The sequence below is a fragment of the Coxiella endosymbiont of Amblyomma americanum genome (assembly GCF_000815025.1).
Lineage (GTDB): Bacteria > Pseudomonadota > Gammaproteobacteria > Coxiellales > Coxiellaceae > Coxiella.
Genome location: NZ_CP007541.1, coordinates 482621 through 503526, shown reverse-complemented (window position 1 = coordinate 503526; position 20906 = coordinate 482621). Strand labels below are relative to the sequence as shown.

Sequence of the window (20906 nt, the reverse complement as noted above, 5' to 3'; positions counted from 1 at the left end):
ATTTTTACTAAAAAAATATTATAATTTAGTGAATAATTATTGCATTAATGCTCCTTTATATTTTTAAACGAAGGTACAAGATTTTGATTAATTAATGTCTCTGCTATTTGAATAGAGTTAAGCGCAGCACCTTTTCTAATATTATTAGCCACTATCCACAAATTCAATCCGTTTGTGCGAAACAGATCCTTTCGAATTCTTCCAATAAAAACTGAATTAGTATTAGAAGTATGAGTAACGGCGGTTGGATAGGAATTATTGTCATCTATTACAACAACACCTTGGGCTTTACTAAGACATTCTTTTACTTCTTTAAGATTAATAGGGTGAACAGTTTCAATATACACAGCTTCGGAATGACCAAAAAATGACGGAACTCGCACAGCCGTCGGATTAATGTGTAAATTAGGGTTACTCATTATTTTTTGTGTTTCCCAAACCATTTTCATTTCTTCTCTTGTATAGCCATTTTCATAAAAAATATCAATATGAGGAAGAACATTAAAGGCAATTTGTGCAGGAAAAACAATCGGCTTTTCTATAGGTTCATTGTTTAATACATGAGTGGTTTGCTCTGCTAGTTCTCGAACAGCTTTCCTTCCTGCTCCAGAAACAGATTGATAAGTAGCAATATCTACACGTATAATCCCTACTGCATCGTATATGGGTTTTAAAGCTATTACTAATTGAATAGTAGAACAATTCGGATTAGAAATAATATTGCGATTACAGTAATTGTCTAAATCAGAGGCATTTACTTCTGGTACTATTAGTGGGATGTTGTTGTCATAACGAAAGCAGGAAGTATTATCGATTACAACGCATCCTTTTTTTGCAGCATGTGGTGCATATTTAGCTGAATATTCTGTTCCAGCAGAAAAAAAAGCAAACTGCACTTTGGAGAAATCAAATTTCTCTAAATCATATATCTTTTTTTTCTGCGTACCAAAAAGTATATTTTTTCCTTCTGAACGCTTACTTGCTACTGGATAAATTTCCCTTACAGGAAATGTTCTTTCATAAAGAAGTTGAATGATCGTTTCGCCAATTATTCCTGTTGCTCCTACTACAGCGATGTCATACATGAGGTTTTCTCTTTTTTATCTATATATCTTATAAATTTTGAGCTTTGTGACGTAAATAATGATCCATTAACACCAGCGCTAGCATAGCTTCAGCGATAGGAGTAGCGCGCAGTCCTACGCAAGGATCGTGACGGCCTGTAGTAATTACAGCTGTTTCCTTTCCATTAACATCAACAGTTTTTCCTGGAATGCGAATACTTGAGGTAGGTTTGAAAGTAAGCCTTACCAAGATATCTTGACCAGAGGAAATCCCAGCCAATATTCCCCCAGAATGGTTAGATAAAAATCCTCTTTTTTGAATTTCATCGCGATGTAATGATCCTCTTTGTTCAACTACTGAAAATCCATCGCCAATCTCAACTCCTTTAACCGCATTAATTCCCATCATAGCAGAAGCGATTTCAGCATCTAATTTATCAAAAACAGGTTCTCCTAATCCTACAGGCACTCCTTTTGCAACTACATTAATTTGAGCACCAATCGAATCTCCTTGGCGTTGTAATTTCATAATACACTGCTCCAGTTCCGAAATCTTATTTTTATCAGGAAAAAAAAAGGGATTATGTTCCACGAAAGATAAATCAATTTTTTCTGCTCGAACAGAGCCTATAGCAAAAGTATAACCTTGAATACTGATTTGTAATTTTTCTCGCAAATACTTTTTTGCAATAGCGCCAGCAGCCACTCGCATAATAGTTTCTCTAGCAGACGCTCGACCTCCACCTCGATAATCTCGCAATCCATATTTTTTGAAATAAGTGTAATCCCCATGGCCTGGGCGAAATAGTGTTTTTATTTTTGCATAATCTCTTGGATGTCGATCATTGTTTTGCACTAATAATGCAATAGGAGTCCCTGTGGTTTTCCCTTTAAAAATTCCTGAGAGTATTCGTATTTTATCAGACTCTTGACGCTGTGAAGTAAAACGAGATTGTCCAGTTTTACGTCGATTAATATCTGATTGAATATCTTTTTCACTTAGTAAAAGTCCAGGTGGACAACCATCAACAATAGCAACTAGCACTAAACCATGGCTTTCACCAGCAGTAGTTACAGTAAAAATTTTCCCAAATGTATTTCCAGACATTGTATATTTTAATCCAGATAACTCAACAAGCAGTCAGAGCTTTCTAACTAGAAAAGAAAACCGATCTACAAAACTCTAGGAGTAAATAATTCGAAAACAAAAAAACAACTAAAATACATAACAAACAAACAGCCAATCAGCCAATCTTCCGCAAAGTAATATCTCTATAAGATTTCTGCCAAAAAACACCACAAACCATTTTAAATTATATTCAATTTATGAAAGTTTCCTATATTGCTACTTTTATCTATTGTCCATTTCTTCAATAATATCTATTCTTCACAAATTATTTTTTCTTTCTTGCGTATCTTGTTGGAATAAACACTACAGTCTTTATAGTGAATATGATATTTTTCTAATCAAGTCTTGTAACTGAAAGTCTTTAGCGATTTTGTTGCCAAGCAGCCAATCATAGAGCAAAACATCCGATTGATCGAGGAGATAAGTAAATAGTTTTTTTTCCTTAGCAGTCAAGGTATGAAATTGACTGTCATAAAATCGCTCTAAGAGAATATCTAATTCTAGAATACCTCGACGACACTTCCACTTGATTTTTCTTTTCAAAAAGTTATCTATTTCTCTTTTTCTCTAAACTCAATGCGTTGATTTATTTTACATAATAATTCATATCCGATAGTACCAATCCGCTTAGCTATTTTTTCAACAGGCAAACCATTTCCCCATAAAATTACTTCATTGCCAATTCTGGCGTTCGGTGCAAGACTTAAGTCAATAGCTATCATATCCATAGAAACTCGACCAATTAGTGGACATAACTTTCCGTTTAACAACGTTGGCGTTCCGATAGGTGTATGACGTAAATATCCATCGCCATAACCAATACTAACGATACCAATAGGCGTATTATCTGAAGCACACCATGTACATCCATAACCTACTGTATCTCCAGGACGACAATTTCTAATCGATATTATTTTAGCAGACAAAGTCATTACAGGTTTTAAATCTCGTGTAATTCCAGTCTCCCAAGAAAATGGAGATACACCATATAACATAATACCGGGACGAACCCAATCAAAAAAAGCTGTTGGATAAGCTAATAAACCTGCTGAATTCACTACACTTTTAGGAACGTATTTATCTGTAGTAATTTTAGCAAATTGACGAATCTGCCATTCAGTGAATGATCGATCTTTACTGTCAGCATTAGCCAAATGTGTCATTAATCTAATTGGTTTTCGCACAGAAAGACAAGCAAACAAACGATTATAAGCACGTTCTACATCTTTTAAAGAAAAACCTAACCGATGCATTCCAGTATCAATTTTTAACCAAATTTGTACAGCCGAGAAATTTTTATTTTTTTCTAAAAGATTTATTTGATGAAAATGGTGAATCACTACTAGTAAATCATGACGAATACATTCACTTAATTCCGTCTTGTCATTAAATCCACGCATAACTACAATTGGCACTTTAATTCCATTATTCCGTAAAACCAATGCTTCATCAATACACGATACCCCAAATGCGTTAGCAAGTGTAAGTGTTTTGGCGACTCGAACCAACCCATGACCATAACCGTTACTTTTAACCATAGCTAAAACGGAAGACTGAGGAGCGATCGCTTTAACTCGAAAAAAATTATACTTAAGCCCTTGTAAATCAATAGTGGCTAATACTCGATTCATATACGTATTCCAAAAGGTGATCGTTGTAGTGGAACGTCTTCATAAGAGAAATTATCAAAGCGAGTATATTGTCCACGAAATGTGAGCACTATTTTTCCGATTGGACCATGCCGGTGTTTTGCAATGATGATTTCTGCTTTACCTTTATCTGGAGAATCTTCATGATAGACTTCATCACGATAGATAAAAGCAATTAGATCGGCATCTTGTTCAATTGCACCCGACTCTCGTAAATCAGGCATCATAGGACGTTTATCAGTTCTCGCTTCTAAGCCACGGTTGAGTTGAGATAAAGCAATAATAGGGATATTTAATTCTTTGGCTAGTGCTTTTAAAGAACGAGAAATTTCAGATATTTCTATACTACGGTTTTCTCGATTACTTGGAATGTGCATTAATTGAAGGTAATCTACAGCAACTAAACCTAAGTTTCCATATTCACGCATTAAACGCCTTACCCTTGAGCGAATTTCCCCGGGAGTTAACGCTGGAGTGTCGTCAATAAAAAATTTAGTTTCTGAAAGTATTTTCACTGCGTGTGTAATTCTAGGCCAATCACCATCTTTAAGTTGACCAGTACGCACTCTGCTTTGATCAACACCGCCCAGAGATGAAATCATACGCATAACTAGTGCTTCAGCAGGCATTTCCATACTAAAAATGAGTACTGGAACGTTATTTTTTATCGCTACATGCTCAGCGATATTAATCGCTAATATGGTTTTTCCCATGGAAGGACGACCCGCAATTACGATTAAATCGGAAGCTTGCAAGCCAGAAGTTAATCTATCTAAATCGGTAAAACCAGAAGATAGTCCAGTAATAGTTTTCTCGGAATGATACAACATGTCAATACGATCAGTTGCTTTAGCTAATAAGATATCGATAGGCAGAGGACCAGATCCTCGAGAGCGACTTTTAGAAATGTTAAATACCCTCTGTTCTGCCTTATCAAGCAATTCTCTAATATCACGACCATCGGGATAAAAACCATCTCGTACAATATCTGTTCCAGTTTCAATTAGTTGTCGCAAGATAGCTAGTTCCCGTACAATATCTGCGTAGGCTACAATATTTGCAGCGCTGGGTGTATTTTTGGCTAATTCATAGAGATAAGCCGTCCCAGATACATTTAATTGATCTCTTGCTTTAAGAGCTTCTGATACAGTTAATACATCCAGAGGTTTGCGTTGATCAATTAAAAAAGACATTGTTTCAAAAATTACTTGATGATCAGATTGATAAAAGTCTTTTGTACTTATACGATCCACAATATGATCCCATGCACGATCATCCAACATTAATGCTCCAAGCACAGAGCGTTCTGCTTCCTGCGAATGAGGTAGGATTTTAGGAAGTAAGGGTTGCTTTTTCTTGTGTGGTGACATGAAAACCAGTGTAATGTCTCTACATTATCAGCAAAATAAACACATAAAAGGAAAGCACATCATAAATTAGGTGGAGGAAGATACCACAATTTTTGATTTAATGGAAACTTTAGCGTGAAACTGAATTATAACTTCGTATTCTCCAATTTGTCGAATGGATCTTGTTGGTAATTTTATTAAATATTTTTTAATATTAATGCCACTATCAGAGCAGATTGCCTTGGAAATTTCGCGCAATCCAATAGAACCAAATAGCTTTCCTTTATTACTTGCTTTTGCTGTGATGTAGAAGACCTTTCCCTCCAATCTTCTTGCGTACATCTTAGCCTCTTTCAATTGTTCTGTTTCTAAAGTCTGCAAAGCTTTTCGATGTCTTTCTAGTGTTGCGATCTTTTCTGCTGTAGCGAATGTAGCTTTTCCATACGGTAATAAAAAATTCCGTGCATAACCTGGCTTTACTAGCACTTGATCACTAACATCGCCCAGATTATCTATTTTCTTTAGTAAAATAACTTTTACCATGCTTTTGTAAATACTACCGACTTTGAAATAATATGCAATGCTTTCGAAAATTATAAAAACTGTCAACAAGTCCTATAATAGCCAAAATGATTGTTGTAAAAAACGTTAGTAAAAATAAAGCAATATAGACTATTGCTATCAGTAATACCATTTCTCGTTTATTCATGACTAACAGATGCAGAAGACTTAATCCTCCTATCATAAACGGAAATAATAATACAGGATAGATATCCGTTAGCCAATTTGATTGCCATATAAGACCAACACTAGCAATTATTAACAAACTGGCACTTGCTTTGCTAATACGAATCCTAGTAAATTCCAGTTGTAATGTTCCAGGAGAAAAAAGAGTTGTTTGCCACCATCGAGCGAGAATTAATAAAATAATTATATCAAAAAAAACAAAAAAAATAAATCCACCAGTAGCAATAGTAGCTAAATGTTGTACAAATTCTGTAGAATAAGTACTTAAATGAAAAGTTGATGTCCAGGTATTGGTGAGAAAATAGTCGTTAATAAGTCCTACCCATGTTCTTCGAATATCGGGAAATATGATATGTATCATACCAATTAATAAAACCCCGACTGCGGCTGCAACTTCTAAAACTAATTGCCAGGAAGCAGTGTAACGTAGGATAAGAGCGAAAGTAAAAACTATGCTGCACTGAATGAGTAATAAATTAAATCTATAAAAAAAACTAAAATGTTGAGTGACTACTAAAGCAATGGCGGGCAGAAGAACAAAGGCTAAAATAACCAAACTTGCCTTATAACCCTTCTGGAGGGTAACTAATCCTAAAATTAAAGTAACAATAAACCCAATCGGGAAAAAAAAAGCCAGAAGTGCGCAACCCAACGCAAACATAGCCGCACGAACATTATCAGCTAGTAAATACCTTCCTGTACTTTGAATTAATTTGCTCAACTTTTAACTCCAAAATTGCCTTAGCCTTCTTTTGTTTGTATTTAGCAATGTGTATCACAGTATGGTAACAAAGCTAAATAACGAGCTATTTTAATAGCATGAGACAATTGACGTTGATACTTAGCACTTGTCCCTGTGATTCGACTGGGTACCATACGACCAGACTCCATAATATAACCTTTTAATAGGTCAATATCTTTATAATCAATTTCTTTTATATTTTTCGCTTTAAAAGCACAGAACTTTTTTCGGTGAAACACCATAAACAATATTCTTCTAGTTTTCTTCCAATGATTCAGTGGTTACTATAGCATGATTGCCTAATTTCTCTTTGCGAATTTTTTCTTTTTCAAGACCCTGCATAACAGGAGAAGGTATAGTAATAGCATGACTACGTTTTAAAATTAGGCTGCGCATTATAGCATCATTATAATGAAAAGCAGTCACCAGATCACTCAAAACGATACCACTACACTCAATATTTATTAAAATATAATGAGCCTTATGTACTTTTTTGATAGGATAAGCCAGCTGCCGTCGTCCCCAGTCTTCCAAACGGTGGATTCTAGATCCACTTTCCCTAATCATAGACTGGTATCGTTCAATCATCTGCAATACCTGAGAGCTTTGATTAGGGTGAATCAGGATGACGATTTCATAATGTCGCATATTATTTTCGCAGTTTAAAAACAAAAGACCCCTTGTGGAATTGCACCAGTGCAATAAAAAATGTTATTCTAACCAATTCTACAAAAAATATCAAATACAGTTTATTCAAACTAAGATTTTAGTGAAAAAATTGTAGTTTCTTAAATGCTGTGGTTGTAGAAGTTGGTTGTAGAAGTTGGTTGTTGATATATGTTACTTACCGAAGATTTTAGCGTTGGGAATTATCATATTATAGCTTATGACGCTGGGTCAGTTACGATTAATAAGAAATTGTATACTGAAAATGTGATTGTCTCCCCTTTTGGTCTTATTGAAAACTGGGAACCAAAATCTTTAGAAGACATACAGCCTGAACATTTTTGCGATGTATTATCTTTGAATCCTGAAGTAGTAATTCTTGGCACTGGAAAAAAATGTGTTTTCTTAAGTCAAGAAAAGTCTAAATTATTTCTTCACCAGAGAATTGGAATTGAATGTATGGATACAGGAGCTGCTTGCCGCACTTATGTAGCACTAGTGTCTGAGGGAAGAAAAACAGTAGCAGCTCTGATCTTATGATAGTGTAATTAATGAAAAATCTGGTTCTCGTAGCTGCTCAAGTTAATTTGTTCGTTGGAGATATCGAAGGTAATACTCAGCTCATCATCGATATATCCAATCGAGCTTACTATGAGAACCAGGCAGATATTGTATTATTCCCAGAATTAGCTATTACAAGCTATCCACCAGAGGACTTACTTTTTCGACCATCACTTTATCAGCGTGTACATCAAGCTCTTAAACGAATTATTAAAGAAATTAAATACCCTATTGTTATTGTAGTAGGATATCCAGATTACCAAGGAGGTTGTTATTACAATAAAGCAGCAGTTATTTCTAAACATAAAGTAATTGCAACCTACAACAAACGCGCACTGCCTAATTATCAGGTTTTTGATGAGAAACGTTATTTCTCTTCTGGCAATCAACTTTGTGTCATTGAGATTAGAAAGATAAAAATTGGGCTATTAATTTGTGAAGATCTATGGATAGAAAGTCCTTTGGAAGATACTGTCAAAGCAGGAGCACAATTGATTGCTTGTATTAACGCTTCTCCTTTTACTAAAAATAAATCGCGTCATCGCTACGATTTACTAGAAAAACGCACTAAAAAGTATCATGTTCCTATTATTTATTTAAATTTAATTGGAGGACAAGATGAACTCATTTTTGATGGTGGTTCCATGATATTTAATCAAAATGGATACTGTATTCAACAAGGAGCCTATTTTAAAGAAGAATTAATGACTGTTGAAATTAATCTCAAACATTGGTTAGATGTTCAGCCTGTTGTATCATCAGAACTATTGGATGAAGAAAAAATTTATAATGCTTTAGTGTTAGGCGTTCGCGATTATATCAATAAAAATAATTTTCCTAGTGCTATTATTGGTCTTTCTGGTGGGGTTGATTCTGCTTTAACACTAGCCATTGCTGTTGATGCTATTGGATCATCACGCGTGAGTGGAGTACTTATGCCATCTTTATTCACTTCTAGCACAAGTATCGAAGACGCTCAATTAGAAGCCGAGGCATTAAAAATCTCAACATCTACGATTGATATTAATCCTATTTTCGAAACTTTTCTTCGAAGTTTATCTTCAGAATTTTCTGGTTTTCCTCGAGATCTTACTGAAGAAAATCTACAAGCCCGCATTCGAGGCACTTTATTAATGGCCTTATCTAATAAAAAGGGGGCGATTGTGTTATCCACTGGAAATAAAAGTGAACTATCTGTTGGATATACTACGTTATATGGCGATACAATTGGAGGCATTAGCGTATTAAAAGATATTTATAAAACAATGGTATATCGTTTATGCAAATACCGTAATACTCTTTCCCCTATCATTCCGAAACACGTATTAATGCGGGCACCTTCTGCAGAGCTGGCTCTTAACCAAAAGGATCAGGACACGTTACCACCTTATTCAGTATTAGACGAAATCTTGGAACGCTATATTGAACAAAACGAGGATACAAATACTATAGCGACTACTATCGGTGTTAATATTAAAACAATTAATCAGGTGATTCAAATGGTTAATCGTAATGAGTACAAAAGACGACAAACACCTATTGGTATTCGTATTACAGAATGTGCTTTCGGCAAAGATCGTCGATATCCCATTACTTCTAGATTTTCGAAAAATTTTTAAAATATTTTTCGAGTTTCTGACAAAAATCTCGTAAAAACTTCTTAGGAACATCTAAAGTGACAGACAAACAAAACAGCCGTTCATCATTAAAATCTTTACATTTAACTGCATCCTTCTCTGTCATAAGTATAATCTTATCATCTGAAAATTGGAAATCCTTTCTCTGATAAAAATAATGATCTGGAAACGCATGCTGTATTACTTTTGCTCCTAACAACTCGAGCTGACAAAAAAAACTTTCTGGATTTCCTAATCCAGCAATTGCATGAATGATCTTGCCCTTTATTTTTTTAAAATGTATTTTTTTTTCTGGATTTTTTAATTGATAAATTTCAACAGGGCGAAATTTCTTAGTAACAAGAAAATCTACTAAATGTATTCGTGATTTCGGTTCCCTCAAAGGCCCTGCTGGAATACATAATCCATTTCCAAATTTACGATCAGGATCTATTACAACGATTTCAATGTCTCGTGGTAATGAATAATTCTGTAATCCATCGTCACTGATAACAATATTGCAAATAAAGTGTCTTAATAAATATGCTATAGCAGATAAACGGTCCGTTCCTATTACTACAGGGCAATTGGTTTTTGCCAGTAAAATGGCCTCATCTCCAACAAATCGAGGATTACTGTTCGATGTAACTACTTGAAATCCATTCCTAGTCCTTCCACCATAACCGCGACTAATTAATCCAGGTTGAAAACCTTTCTTTTTTAATTGATTTGCAAGCCAAATAGTTAAAGGAGTTTTTCCATTACCGCCAACAGTAACATTTCCAATCACAACAATTGGAACTGAAAATGGTTTATTGTTCTTAAATTTAAAAGTATAGAAAGTTTTTAGAAGAATTGTAATCAATCGATATAATAAAGCAAAAGGAATAAAAAACCAACTAATCAAAGATTGTGAGCTATACCAAAACTGTGGAGCTTTTACTTTCACTAATTTCTCTGACAACCGAAACGGTATTTTTCGAAGATTGCTTCTGGTGCAATTTAGCGTACATCCCCTGTAGGGTTAGAAGCTGTTGATGAGTTCCTGTTTCTACAATTTTTCCTTTATCCATTACAACAATCCAATCTACTTTTTCTAAAGTAGATAATCGGTGAGCAATTATTAATGTGGTTCTCTGGCGCATTAAATTTTCTAACGATGCTTGAATATGTCTTTCTGTATATGTGTCTATAGCAGACATTGCTTCATCAAGAATAAAAATTGGAGCATTTTTAAATAAAGCACGAGCGACAACGATTCGTTGTTTTTGCCCTCCAGAAAGAAGCACACCATTTTCTCCGACGATGGTATTTAAACCTTCTGGTAATTGTTCAATAAATTCCATTGCATACGCAGCTCGAGCTGCTTCTATAATTTTTTTCTTATTAATGCGTCCTACTTGACCATAAGCAATATTATTCAAAATAGTATCGTTAAATAAGACAGCATTTTGAGATACTAAAGCAAATTGATTACGTAACTCTTTCAGATGGAATTCTTTAATATTAATACCGTCAATTTTAATAACGCCCCGTGAAACTTCATAGAACCTTGGTAATAAATTAATTAACGTAGATTTCCCAGCACCAGATCGCCCTACTAGCGCAACCATTTGCCCTTTTTCTATAGTCAGATTAATATTTGAAAGAGTGAACTGTTGATTCTCATCATAAGAAAAAGAAACATCAGAATATTCTATAGTACCTTTTGTTTTCAACAGGCGACGATTTCCTTTGTTTTTTTCAACACTTTCATCTAGCAATTTGACGATACTGCCAACACCAGAAATACCCTTTTGAATATGACTATTCACCGTGGTGAGTCGACGCATAGGTCGTAACATCATAGTCATTGCAGAGATCACAGAAGCAAAACTTCCAGCAGTCATATGTAAAGAAGACTGAGTAGAAAAAAATAAAATAGTTGCAATCGGAATAGCTATCAATAATTGCACTAGCGAGTTATTAATACTATTAGTTACTGCTACCTTTAATTCATGTTGTTGATTTTCTTTAGTGGCGCGATGGAATTTCTCATTTTCATAAGTTTGTCCACCAAAAAGACGAACTACTTTATAAGATTCTATAGTTTCTCTCGCAATATGTGCGACTTCAGCTACCGATTGCTGTACATTAGTACTTAATCGACGTAAGCGCATACTGCAAATTTTCATTACCAAAATAATAATTGGAATACTTATTAAAAAAAACGACGTTAATTCCCAATTAACTAAAAACATTACCATTAATAAGCCGATTATTAACGAGGATTCTTGAAATATAATTACCAAAGCATCAGAGCTGGCTTGAGCAATTTGTTCTACACTGTAGATTACTGTAGATAACAGATAGCCAGAACTATTTTGATCGTAAAATTTAGCTGGTAAACATAATAAATGATTAAAAATCGTTCTTCTAAAATCCATTACAACACTACGGGCTACTCGACTGATAAAATAGGTCGACAAAAAACCTGCCATTCCACGAAATAAAAAGATAGTCAATATTGCAAATGGCAAAAAACGGACAAATTTAGTGTTGCGAATAATAAATCCACGATTAATAATCGGTTTTACCAGCCAAGCAAATCCAGCATCGGTTAACGAGATTACTATTGTACAAACAGTTCCAAAAACAAAAATCATCCAATGCTTTTTAGTAGCCTGTAAAAGATGCTCATAGGTTTTAATACTATCCTGTTTGATTTTTTTCAATCCGAGATCTCTTTACAAACATAATAAGATTATTTTTCTTTTGCTCTCTCATTGCACTAAGTATTTTATAACCCAACGTTGCCTTTACATATCCATAATCATACGTACTTTTAAAAATACACATGTAATCAACTACTTAACTATACTAATGCTTTATAATTTTGGCGCGTAAATTCTTTGAAATAACGAAAAGTAAAACGTTACATTCACCAACCTCTTATTTGTCTTTTAAATTGGTCTCATACAAGTAACGAGGACTTAGCGACATTTCAAAACATCAAACCAGTTTGGAATATTTATTAAAAACTACAAACAACCACAGAAAACCCCCACAGAAAACCTTTACCTGCAAAAACTAAATCAATTATACCAACATTTTACTCACTCGCTAAGCTTGGGAAACACTCCTTCCTTTTTTTACTATATCTTTAATCTTATTCTCATTCTAGACAATTATATAATAAAAGTCATACGTATGAGTATAATTGTAATTTCTCTTCTTATTTATCAGCTTGCTTCATACTAAGGCGTACTCGACCTTGTCTATCGATTTCAATAACTTTAACACGAACTATTTGCCCTTTCTGAAGATAATCTCGCACGTTTTCTACACATTCAGAAGTAATTTGCGATATGTGAACAAGTCCCTGATAATTAGGCAGAATTTTAACTACTGCTCCAAAATCTAAAATCTTAACAACCGGGCCTTCATACATTTTACCCAGCTCCACTTCGGCCGTTAATGCTTCAATTCGTTTTTTTGCGGCTTCTCCCGCTTCCGCAGAAAAGGCGGCAATTTTAATACTCCCATCATCAGAAATATCTATAGCACAATTTGTCTCCTCAGTAATCCCTCGGATCATTACCCCACCTTTTCCTATAACGTCTCGGATTCTTTCTGGATTGATTTTCATAGTAAAATAACGTGGTGCTAATTGAGAAACCTGTGAACGAGGCCGTGAAATGACTGCATTCATCATTTCGAGAATATAAAGACGACCTTCTTTTGCTTGGTCAAGGGCGCATTTCATAATGCTTTCGGTAATACCGCTAATTTTGACATCCATTTGTAATGCTGTCACGCCTTTTTCTGTACCAGCTACTTTAAAATCCATATCACCTAAAAAGTCTTCTTCTCCAAGAATATCTGATAGAATCTCATATCTCTCTCCTTCTTTAATTAATCCCATAGCAATACCTGCAACGGCTGTCTTAATAGGCACTCCAGCATCCATCAGTGCTAAACTGCTTCCACAAACACTTGCCATAGAACTGGAACCGTTCGATTCAAGAATCTCAGAAACCACGCGAATCACATAAGGAAATTCTGATAAAGCAATGGGAAATACAGGAATAATCGCCCGCTTAGCTAAGCGACCATGACCGATTTCTCTTCTTTTAGGGCTACTTATAAAGCCAACTTTACCAACACAAAAAGGTAGAAAATTATAATGAAATATAAAATCCTCACGACGATCTCCATCTAAGTCATCTACCATTTGACCATCTCTTTCAGTTCCTAAAGTAACGGCTACTAGAGCTTGAGTTTCTCCCCTAGTAAATAGGGCTGAACCATGAGAACGCGGTAGCACACCTGTCTGAATGGTAATGGGGCGTATAGTTTTAGTATTTCGCCCATCAATGCGTGATTTTCCAGATAGAATCCTGTTACGCACAATGTCTCGCTCTAAATTGTGAAAAATAGACATTAATTCACAAGAATTAATTGAATTTCCTTCTTCAGTCACTAAATTCAACTCAGCTAAGAGATTATCACGAATAATTTGAATGCGATCTTTTCGAACACTTTTTTCTGTAATACAATAAGCCTCTTGAAGAAAAGATTTTGCTTTTTTAGTCACCAAAGATTCTAATTCCTTATTAGACTGCGGTGGACACCATTCCCATCCGCTACGAACAGAGTTACTAGACGCTTTAACAAATTCATCAATGGCATGCAAAACAGCTTGCATAGCATTATGTCCATAAAGTACGGCATCTAGTATAATAAATTCCGGCAATTCCTTAGCTTCCAGTTCAACCATTAAAACCGATTCTCTTGTACCAGAAACAATCAAGTCAAGTTGAGATTTCTTTAATTCTTCTAAAGAAGGATTTAATAGGTACTCACCTTCTTGATAACCGACCCTCGCTGCTCCTAAGATGGAATGATATGGAATACCAGATATACCTAAGGCTACCGAAGCTCCTAAAATGGATGGAATATCTGTTGGCACTTCTGGATCCATGGAAAGTACGGTAGCAATGATTTGTACTTCATCGGAAAATCCTTTCAAAAACAGAGGTCGTAGCGAGCGATCAATTAAACGAGAAGTTAGTGTTTCTTTTTCTGTAGGACGACCTTCGCGTTTAAAATAGCCACCAGGTATTTTCCCTGCAGCATACGTTCTTTCTTGATAATGCACAGATAATGGTAAAAAATCATATCCTTTTTCAGATGTTTTTTGAGCAATTATCGTTACTAAGATAACCGTATCTCCCATTTGAATCATCGTTGCTCCCATTGCTTGACGTGCTATATTCCCTGTTTCAAGTACAACACGATGTTTTCCATAATGGAAAGTTTTACTAATCTTTGTCATGATTTTTCCTACAATTTATGATCTTAGTTTTAATTGTTCAACCAGTCTATAATATCGTTCTACATCATTATTTTTTAGATAATTAAGCATCTTTCTCCGCTGATTAATTGCTCGTAGTAGACCTTGTCGTGAATGATGGTCCTTTTTATGACTTTTAAAATGCTCAGTAAGTTGAGCAATCTTAGCGCTTAAAATAGCCACCTGAACTTCAGAAGACCCAGTGTCTCTCTTATCTCGTTGATATTTCTCTAAAATTATTGCTGTTTCTTTAGAAGTCAATGACATATTTACCTCATCAGCAGAATACTTACTAAATCATCTACGAAACACCGCAGATCCAAAAGCGAGAAATTGTATTTGGAGAAGTATGTGGACACAAATAGTACATTCCAAAAGATATTCAAAAGACCACATCTGCACCTATTGAGACACACAGAATCGCTTAAAAACAGATAAAGCAGACGTCTATAATCCTGAATATTCAAATTATTTGTTTTAAAGCACCACACAATCATATCTCACTAGCCTCTATCGACAAAAGACCAATAAAATAGCTCAAACGAACAATTATAACAAAAGTCATTCCTACTGTCACCTAAGATGTTCAAAATTAAAATCACAACGATCAACTTGTTTAATAATCTTAAATTAAAACATAATCTCACAATTTTTGTATCTCAACCTTTAATTACTTAATTGTAGATTTTAATCGACAAATTTGTTCTTAATAGATTTTTATCCTTAACTATCTAGCATAACGATAGTTTAAATAAAAAATTAAGTGCAAATACTGTTTAAACAACATGCATCATTCTGTGAAAATTTTTTAAAAAACTTAAAATATTTATAGTTAAATTAAGATTGTCCTTAATAGCTCTTTACAAATATAATCAACTTGTTCTTTAGTTAAATAGGGATGAAATGGAAGACTTAATACCTGCTTACTTGCAAATTCTGCCTCAGGATAATTTCGTTTCTCTTGTAAATAATTCCAAACAGCTGGTTGTTTGTTTAACGGATAAGGATAATAAACGGCCGTTGGAATACCTATATTCATCAGAGACCTTCTAATCTCTTCTCTGCGTTCTACTCGAATAGTATATTGAGCAAAAACACTAACATTGCCATTTTCGATATAAGGCGTAACTAAATAATCACTCAATTTTTGAGAATACCATTTTGCTACTCGTTGGCGACATTCTAATTCATTTTGAAAAATTTCTAGCTTTGCTAACAAGATAGCTGCTTTTAAACTATCAAACCGCATATTCAAACCTATTTTCACATGAAAACAACGCGTTTTTTGTCCATGATCACGGATTAAACGCATTTTTTCAGCTAAAATATCGTCATTTGTAAAACAAGCACCACCGTCACCATAGCAACCTAATGGCTTAGACGGGAAAAAACTTGTACATCCTATAGTAGTCATGCCACAGGATTGACGCCCCCAATGTGTAGCACCTAAGCTTTGCGCACCATCTTCAATAACTGGTATCTCGTAACGATGAGCAATAGCGTTAATTTTTGTAATATTAGAACATTGTCCATACAAACTAACAGGAACAATTGCTTTTGTCTGTTTAGTAATCATAGGTTCAATTTGGGATGGTTCTATGTTATATGCATGAGGATTAATATCGATAAAAACTGGTTTAGCTCCTAAGAAAATAATGGCTTCTGCAGTAGCAAAAAAACTAAATGATGAAGTAATTACTTCATCCCCAGAACCGATTCCTAATGCCAACAAAGCAACTAATAAGGCCATTGTTCCATTAGAAAGAGTAATACAATGACGAACACCTACCCACGCGGATAAACGTTGTTCTAGCTCTTCCACTTCTGGACCCATAATGTATTGTCCATGATTTAAGACGTTCTGAATTTTTTTATTGACAGTATTTTTTATCTGATGATATTGTCGACTTAAATCAATAAACTTCATGCTTCTATTTCTTAATAATGTTTATGAATGAAAGGTTACGAGACGAGATGTATATTATATCTACTATCTCTTTTTCACAACATCCTGTCAGACTAAAGTTATATTTTTAAAAACGTAATATGATATGTTCTCAATTTATTTATTTAAGGACAAAATATGAAATTAAAGCCTCTAACAGCTTTATCGCCTCTCGATGGCCGATATCAAAAAAAATTGAGTGATTTGCGACCAATATTCAGTGAATATGGGCTTGTAAAATGCCGCGTTTTCATTGAAATACAATGGCTACTTTTTTTATCTTGTGAAAATTCTTTTTCAGAAATTCCAAAATTAACTGCATTAGATCGTAAAAGATTGGAAGAAATTTCGAAAAGTTTTGACATAAAATCTGCAGAAATTATTAAGAAGATAGAAAAAACTACCAATCATGATGTCAAAGCAGTGGAATATTATTTACAACATCAGCTAAAAAAAGAAAAAATATTTTCAGATTTAATTTATTTTGTTCATTTTGGTTGCACCTCAGAAGATATAAACAATCTCTCCTATGCTCTTTTGATAGATGAAGCACGAAAAAAAGTACTAAGTCCTATTATCAGAAAAATTGGATTATATTTACAAAATATGGCAATAAATTACGCAGACCTTTCTTTACTAAGTCACACACATGGTCAACCAGCTTCTCCTACCACATTGGGCAAAGAATTTGCTAATACAGTAAAACGAATACATACTCAATATCAATATTTTATAAATATGAAATTATCAGCTAAAATAAATGGTGCTGTTGGAAATTTTAACGCCCATCGAGCAGCTTATCCAGATTTTGATTGGCTAAACTTTGCTAAGCAGTTCGTAGAATCTCTTGGGCTGGAATTCAATGAATATACTACTCAAATTGAACCTCATGACCGACTGAGCGAACTCTTACAATCGCTCATTCGCCTCAACAATGTTTTAATCGATTTTTGTCAAGACATGTGGGGATATATAAGTATTGGTTATTTTTTTCAAAACACTATAAAAAATGAAGTTGGTTCTTCAACAATGCCTCATAAAGTAAATCCCATCGATTTTGAAAACGCCGAGGGTAATTTGGGACTTGCTAACGCGTTAGCTGACCATATGGCAAATAAACTGCCAATATCACGTTGGCAAAGAGATTTAACAGATTCTACAGTTATGCGCAATTTAGGCAGTGTGTTTGGTTATTCGCTTGTTGCTTATAAAGCTTTATTTAAAGGATTAACAAAAATAATCGCTAACGAGAATCGTATAAAGGAAGATCTTAATGCTCATTGGGAAGTACTAACAGAAGCAATACAAACCGTTATGCGCCGATATGGCATACCGGGTGCTTACGAACAATTGAAAACGCTGACTCAAGATAAATTTATTAATAAAAATCAATTAAAAAAATTTATCGATGAATTACCCATTCCTCAAGAAACAAAAGAATATTTGAAATCCTTAACCCCTAATTGTTATACCGGTTTTGCTTCTTCGCTAGCGACTAAAGTACGCCATTTACAATGGAATTAATTTGAAAATAAATTTCGAATAATGAATGAGTCAAGCGAAAGAACAGCCTTGTTTTGTTGGCTGTTTGCAAAACAACACCAGGGAGTTTTTATTTTACGCATTGAAGATACCGATGTGAAGCGTTCAACTCAGAATTCTACCGATGCCACATTAGAAATTAGGAAAGTTTTAATTAATTTTAAGTAAGTCTTTCTCTTCATAAACTCTTAATTTTCTGGTAATTCCTCTTCTGTTCATTTATCACAGTTTTATCTACATACTTCTTAATCTCTTTTTGGTAAAGTATATCTTGCCAATAACATCTTGATCTGTGAAGTCTCTATCGTCGTAGATAGCACTGTAAAACAATATAAACGACAGTGAACAATATAGTAGGCATCAATATTATTAATATTGGAGACAATTGATAAACTACCGAAAAGAACTCTAAAAACCGGTTTAATATATAAAAAGTGAAACCAATAGCGATGCCTGTTAATACTCGAGAACCCATACCGTATTGACGAAATGAACCGAAAACAAATGGTATTCCTAAGAAAATCATTATCATAGTAGTCAATGGTTGAGTAATTCTTTGCCAAAAATAAAAAGCAAACGTATTGGTTTGCAGTCCTGAACAGCATCGCATTGTATAATAAAGGCTAATAATTGACCGATCTCCAATTGTGCTCCGATTTTTTCTCAGTTGTTGAAGATTAAATGTAATTTTAAATGGCATTTGACTCATCGTAATTCTTCTTATTTGAGTAGGAGTAAAGAAAGATTGATTAGCATGACAAAGTGTCCAATGTCCTTTTTTGTAATAACCCTCAGGAGAAAAGGTAGCTGATATTAATCGGTTTTGATTGAATTGAAAACAACTTACATTTCTAATTTTATATTTTGAATCAATAACGCCGATATGTATAAATGCATTTTTATCTCGCAACCAAACTGCATTATTCCTCAGAATCTGATCACCTGTTTGCGAAAGTGCAAGAGATTTCATTACTTTTCCCTTTAATTCTATTTGAGGAGCAATAAACTCTCCAATAAACGTTATTACTACAATCATGGGTGTAATAGCTTTTGCAACAAAACCTATCAAACGAACAATAGAAACTCCTACCGCTTGCATTACAATTAATTGATTACTAGAAGCTAAACTTTCTAAACCAATAAAACAACCTAAAAATCCAGCTGTTGGAAATAATTGATACAAGTCAGCAGGTAATTGGGTTAATACATAAAGAAAAGCTTTTTCTAAACCATAATTAGCGGAATTTACTACAGATAATTGACCTATACTTTCCATAAAAATCTCGATACCTAATAGAACCAACACAACACATCCTATCGTGCTAGTAACGGTTTTATTAATATAATTACTCAGTAAATGCATGATGCATTTTTCTCTAAATCAAACGCAGTAATCGTAACCACCACCGCGATTGAAAAAAACACAAAGCACACGCCAACAACAAAAGAGACCCATTTATCCAGGTTAATCCGATTAGTGGGTTAATCGTTCCTTTTTCAATCCAAACCCTACCTAAGAACATCAAATTGGCATAGATAATATAAATTAAAATAGCTAATAATATTTGAACGAACTTCCCCCTTCTTGGGTCAATTGCACTTAGTGGTACGAGCAATAAAGCAAAAATATAGACAGAGATAGGTATCATCAATCGCCACTGTAATTCAGCAGCCGCTTTTAGACTTATCTTTCTCAATTTCCATAATGTAGTCGTGGGTACAGTTTGTATTTTTTTAGAGATGTTCACTATATGAAATCCATCTAACCGAATGCCGTACTGATTAAATTTAATAATGTCAAATTTTAAGTCTCCCGGCACTCCTATATAACGAAACCCGTTTTTAAATACAATAAAATTAGCATTATTTAATTTCTTGTACTTGTCGGCTTCATCGGCTACAATGAAGTCCCATCGTTCTTTTTTTTTAACAGTTTTCTTACTTCCCACAAAAAAAACACTTTTCATACGCTCATAACACATATTACTAACAACACTATCTGCATAAAAAACTTTGCTACCATCATCACCTAACGATTGAAATTGATGTGGGATAATCCTTATTAAAGACATGTTTTCCATTACCCTATTAAGAGTTTTAATGCGATACAATTCTACACGTGGCTTAACTAATAACATTAACCAACCTACTAACAACATAATGAAAGTAGCTAGTATCATAATTATGGATACAATTCGAGCACGGCTTACTCCACAAGCAGTCAAAACAATCATTTCATGATCTATACTCATCCTCCTTAAAACCAATAAGCCGCTAAAAAATAAACTTAATGGTAGCAAATAACTCAACAACACAGGTACTTGTAATAACATAATTTTCATTACTATATTAATGCTTAGCTTACCAATAACGGTGTCATTGAGATAATGTACAAACTGGTTAGAAGTAAAAATAATTAATAAAACTGATGTTGTCATTAATACAGCATGGAGAATTTCTCTACTTAAGTAACGAAAAATAATCATTCACTGACAAACCAATTTTTTTATGATTGAATACGAGAAATTTTTAGTCACTAAAATCAACTTTAATTGTTAGTA

At 34.2% G+C, this 20906-nt stretch carries 19 protein-coding genes and 1 pseudogene; 4 read left to right on the top strand and 16 right to left on the bottom strand.

What is annotated here, in order from left to right; genetic code table 11:
• Positions 1-44: 44 nt before the first annotated feature.
• The 9 genes from Z664_RS02340 to rpsF form a co-directional block, all read right to left on the bottom strand.
• Positions 45-1085: an aspartate-semialdehyde dehydrogenase gene (locus Z664_RS02340; RefSeq protein WP_039670063.1), complete on the bottom strand. Its 1041-nt coding sequence runs from the start codon at positions 1083-1085 to the stop codon at positions 45-47.
• 28 nt (positions 1086-1113) lie between these two features.
• Positions 1114-2172 (bottom strand): chorismate synthase, encoded by a 1059-nt coding sequence (aroC, locus tag Z664_RS02335; protein ID WP_039670062.1) that lies wholly within the window; start codon positions 2170-2172, stop codon positions 1114-1116.
• 333 nt (positions 2173-2505) lie between these two features.
• Positions 2506-2736, bottom strand: a complete 231-nt coding sequence (locus tag Z664_RS02330; RefSeq protein WP_230206090.1) for an FAD assembly factor SdhE — start codon at positions 2734-2736, stop codon at positions 2506-2508.
• Positions 2737-2744: 8 nt separating this feature from the next.
• On the bottom strand, positions 2745-3824 hold the full coding sequence (alr, locus tag Z664_RS02325) for an alanine racemase (RefSeq protein ID WP_039670060.1): 1080 nt from the start codon (positions 3822-3824) through the stop codon (positions 2745-2747).
• Positions 3821-5212 carry a replicative DNA helicase gene (gene dnaB, locus Z664_RS02320; RefSeq protein ID WP_039670059.1) on the bottom strand — a complete coding sequence of 464 codons (1392 nt, stop codon included), beginning with the start codon at positions 5210-5212 and terminating at the stop codon, positions 3821-3823. Before dnaB ends, alr begins: the two co-directional genes overlap by 4 nt.
• Before the next feature lie 66 nt (positions 5213-5278).
• Positions 5279-5734, bottom strand: coding sequence for a 50S ribosomal protein L9 (gene rplI / locus Z664_RS02315; RefSeq protein WP_039670058.1), 456 nt, complete (start codon positions 5732-5734; stop codon positions 5279-5281).
• 13 nt (positions 5735-5747) lie between these two features.
• Positions 5748-6659, bottom strand: coding sequence for a hypothetical protein (locus Z664_RS02310; protein ID WP_245591071.1), 912 nt, complete (start codon positions 6657-6659; stop codon positions 5748-5750).
• A 41-nt stretch (positions 6660-6700) separates the two neighbouring features.
• Positions 6701-6922, bottom strand: a complete 222-nt coding sequence (gene rpsR / locus Z664_RS02305; RefSeq protein WP_039670057.1) for a 30S ribosomal protein S18 — start codon at positions 6920-6922, stop codon at positions 6701-6703.
• A gap of 13 nt (positions 6923-6935) precedes the next feature.
• Positions 6936-7328: a 30S ribosomal protein S6 gene (gene rpsF / locus Z664_RS02300; protein ID WP_039670056.1), complete on the bottom strand. Its 393-nt coding sequence runs from the start codon at positions 7326-7328 to the stop codon at positions 6936-6938.
• A gap of 189 nt (positions 7329-7517) precedes the next feature.
• Between rpsF and Z664_RS02295 the strand changes: the two genes are divergently transcribed.
• Together Z664_RS02295 and Z664_RS02290 are read left to right on the top strand one after the other, a co-directional pair.
• Entirely contained in the window at positions 7518-7886 is a 369-nt protein-coding gene (locus Z664_RS02295; RefSeq protein WP_039670055.1) for an Mth938-like domain-containing protein, read from the top strand.
• Positions 7887-7897: 11 nt separating this feature from the next.
• Entirely contained in the window at positions 7898-9526 is a 1629-nt protein-coding gene (locus tag Z664_RS02290; protein ID WP_039670054.1) for an NAD+ synthase, read from the top strand.
• On the opposite strand, the gene lpxK is transcribed toward Z664_RS02290, so the two are convergent.
• The 5 genes from lpxK to Z664_RS02265 form a co-directional block, all read right to left on the bottom strand.
• Positions 9504-10472, bottom strand: coding sequence for a tetraacyldisaccharide 4'-kinase (gene lpxK / locus Z664_RS02285; RefSeq protein ID WP_039670053.1), 969 nt, complete (start codon positions 10470-10472; stop codon positions 9504-9506). The genes Z664_RS02290 and lpxK overlap by 23 nt on opposite strands.
• On the bottom strand, positions 10441-12237 hold the full coding sequence (gene msbA, locus Z664_RS02280; protein WP_052246348.1) for a lipid A export permease/ATP-binding protein MsbA: 1797 nt from the start codon (positions 12235-12237) through the stop codon (positions 10441-10443). Before msbA ends, lpxK begins: the two co-directional genes overlap by 32 nt.
• 500 nt (positions 12238-12737) lie before the next feature.
• Positions 12738-14840, bottom strand: a complete 2103-nt coding sequence (gene pnp, locus Z664_RS02275) for a polyribonucleotide nucleotidyltransferase (protein WP_039670052.1) — start codon at positions 14838-14840, stop codon at positions 12738-12740.
• Positions 14841-14855: 15 nt separating this feature from the next.
• Positions 14856-15125 carry a 30S ribosomal protein S15 gene (rpsO, locus tag Z664_RS02270; protein ID WP_039670051.1) on the bottom strand — a complete coding sequence of 90 codons (270 nt, stop codon included), beginning with the start codon at positions 15123-15125 and terminating at the stop codon, positions 14856-14858.
• Between the two features lie 565 nt (positions 15126-15690).
• Entirely contained in the window at positions 15691-16785 is a 1095-nt protein-coding gene (locus tag Z664_RS02265) for a DegT/DnrJ/EryC1/StrS family aminotransferase (protein ID WP_039670050.1), read from the bottom strand.
• 156 nt (positions 16786-16941) lie between these two features.
• Between Z664_RS02265 and purB the strand changes: the two genes are divergently transcribed.
• Positions 16942-18327 (top strand): adenylosuccinate lyase, encoded by a 1386-nt coding sequence (gene purB / locus Z664_RS02260; RefSeq protein WP_039670049.1) that lies wholly within the window; start codon positions 16942-16944, stop codon positions 18325-18327.
• Between the two features lie 21 nt (positions 18328-18348).
• Positions 18349-18483, top strand: a pseudogene (locus Z664_RS03075) (glutamate--tRNA ligase family protein); the annotation flags it as partial.
• Positions 18484-18646: 163 nt separating this feature from the next.
• Here the strand turns inward: Z664_RS03075 and lptG are convergent.
• Positions 18647-19708, bottom strand: coding sequence for an LPS export ABC transporter permease LptG (gene lptG, locus Z664_RS02255; RefSeq protein WP_039670048.1), 1062 nt, complete (start codon positions 19706-19708; stop codon positions 18647-18649).
• A gap of 13 nt (positions 19709-19721) precedes the next feature.
• A complete protein-coding gene (lptF, locus tag Z664_RS02250; RefSeq protein WP_039670047.1) occupies positions 19722-20831 on the bottom strand; it encodes an LPS export ABC transporter permease LptF in 1110 nt (369 codons plus the stop codon).
• Positions 20832-20906 lie beyond the last annotated feature (75 nt).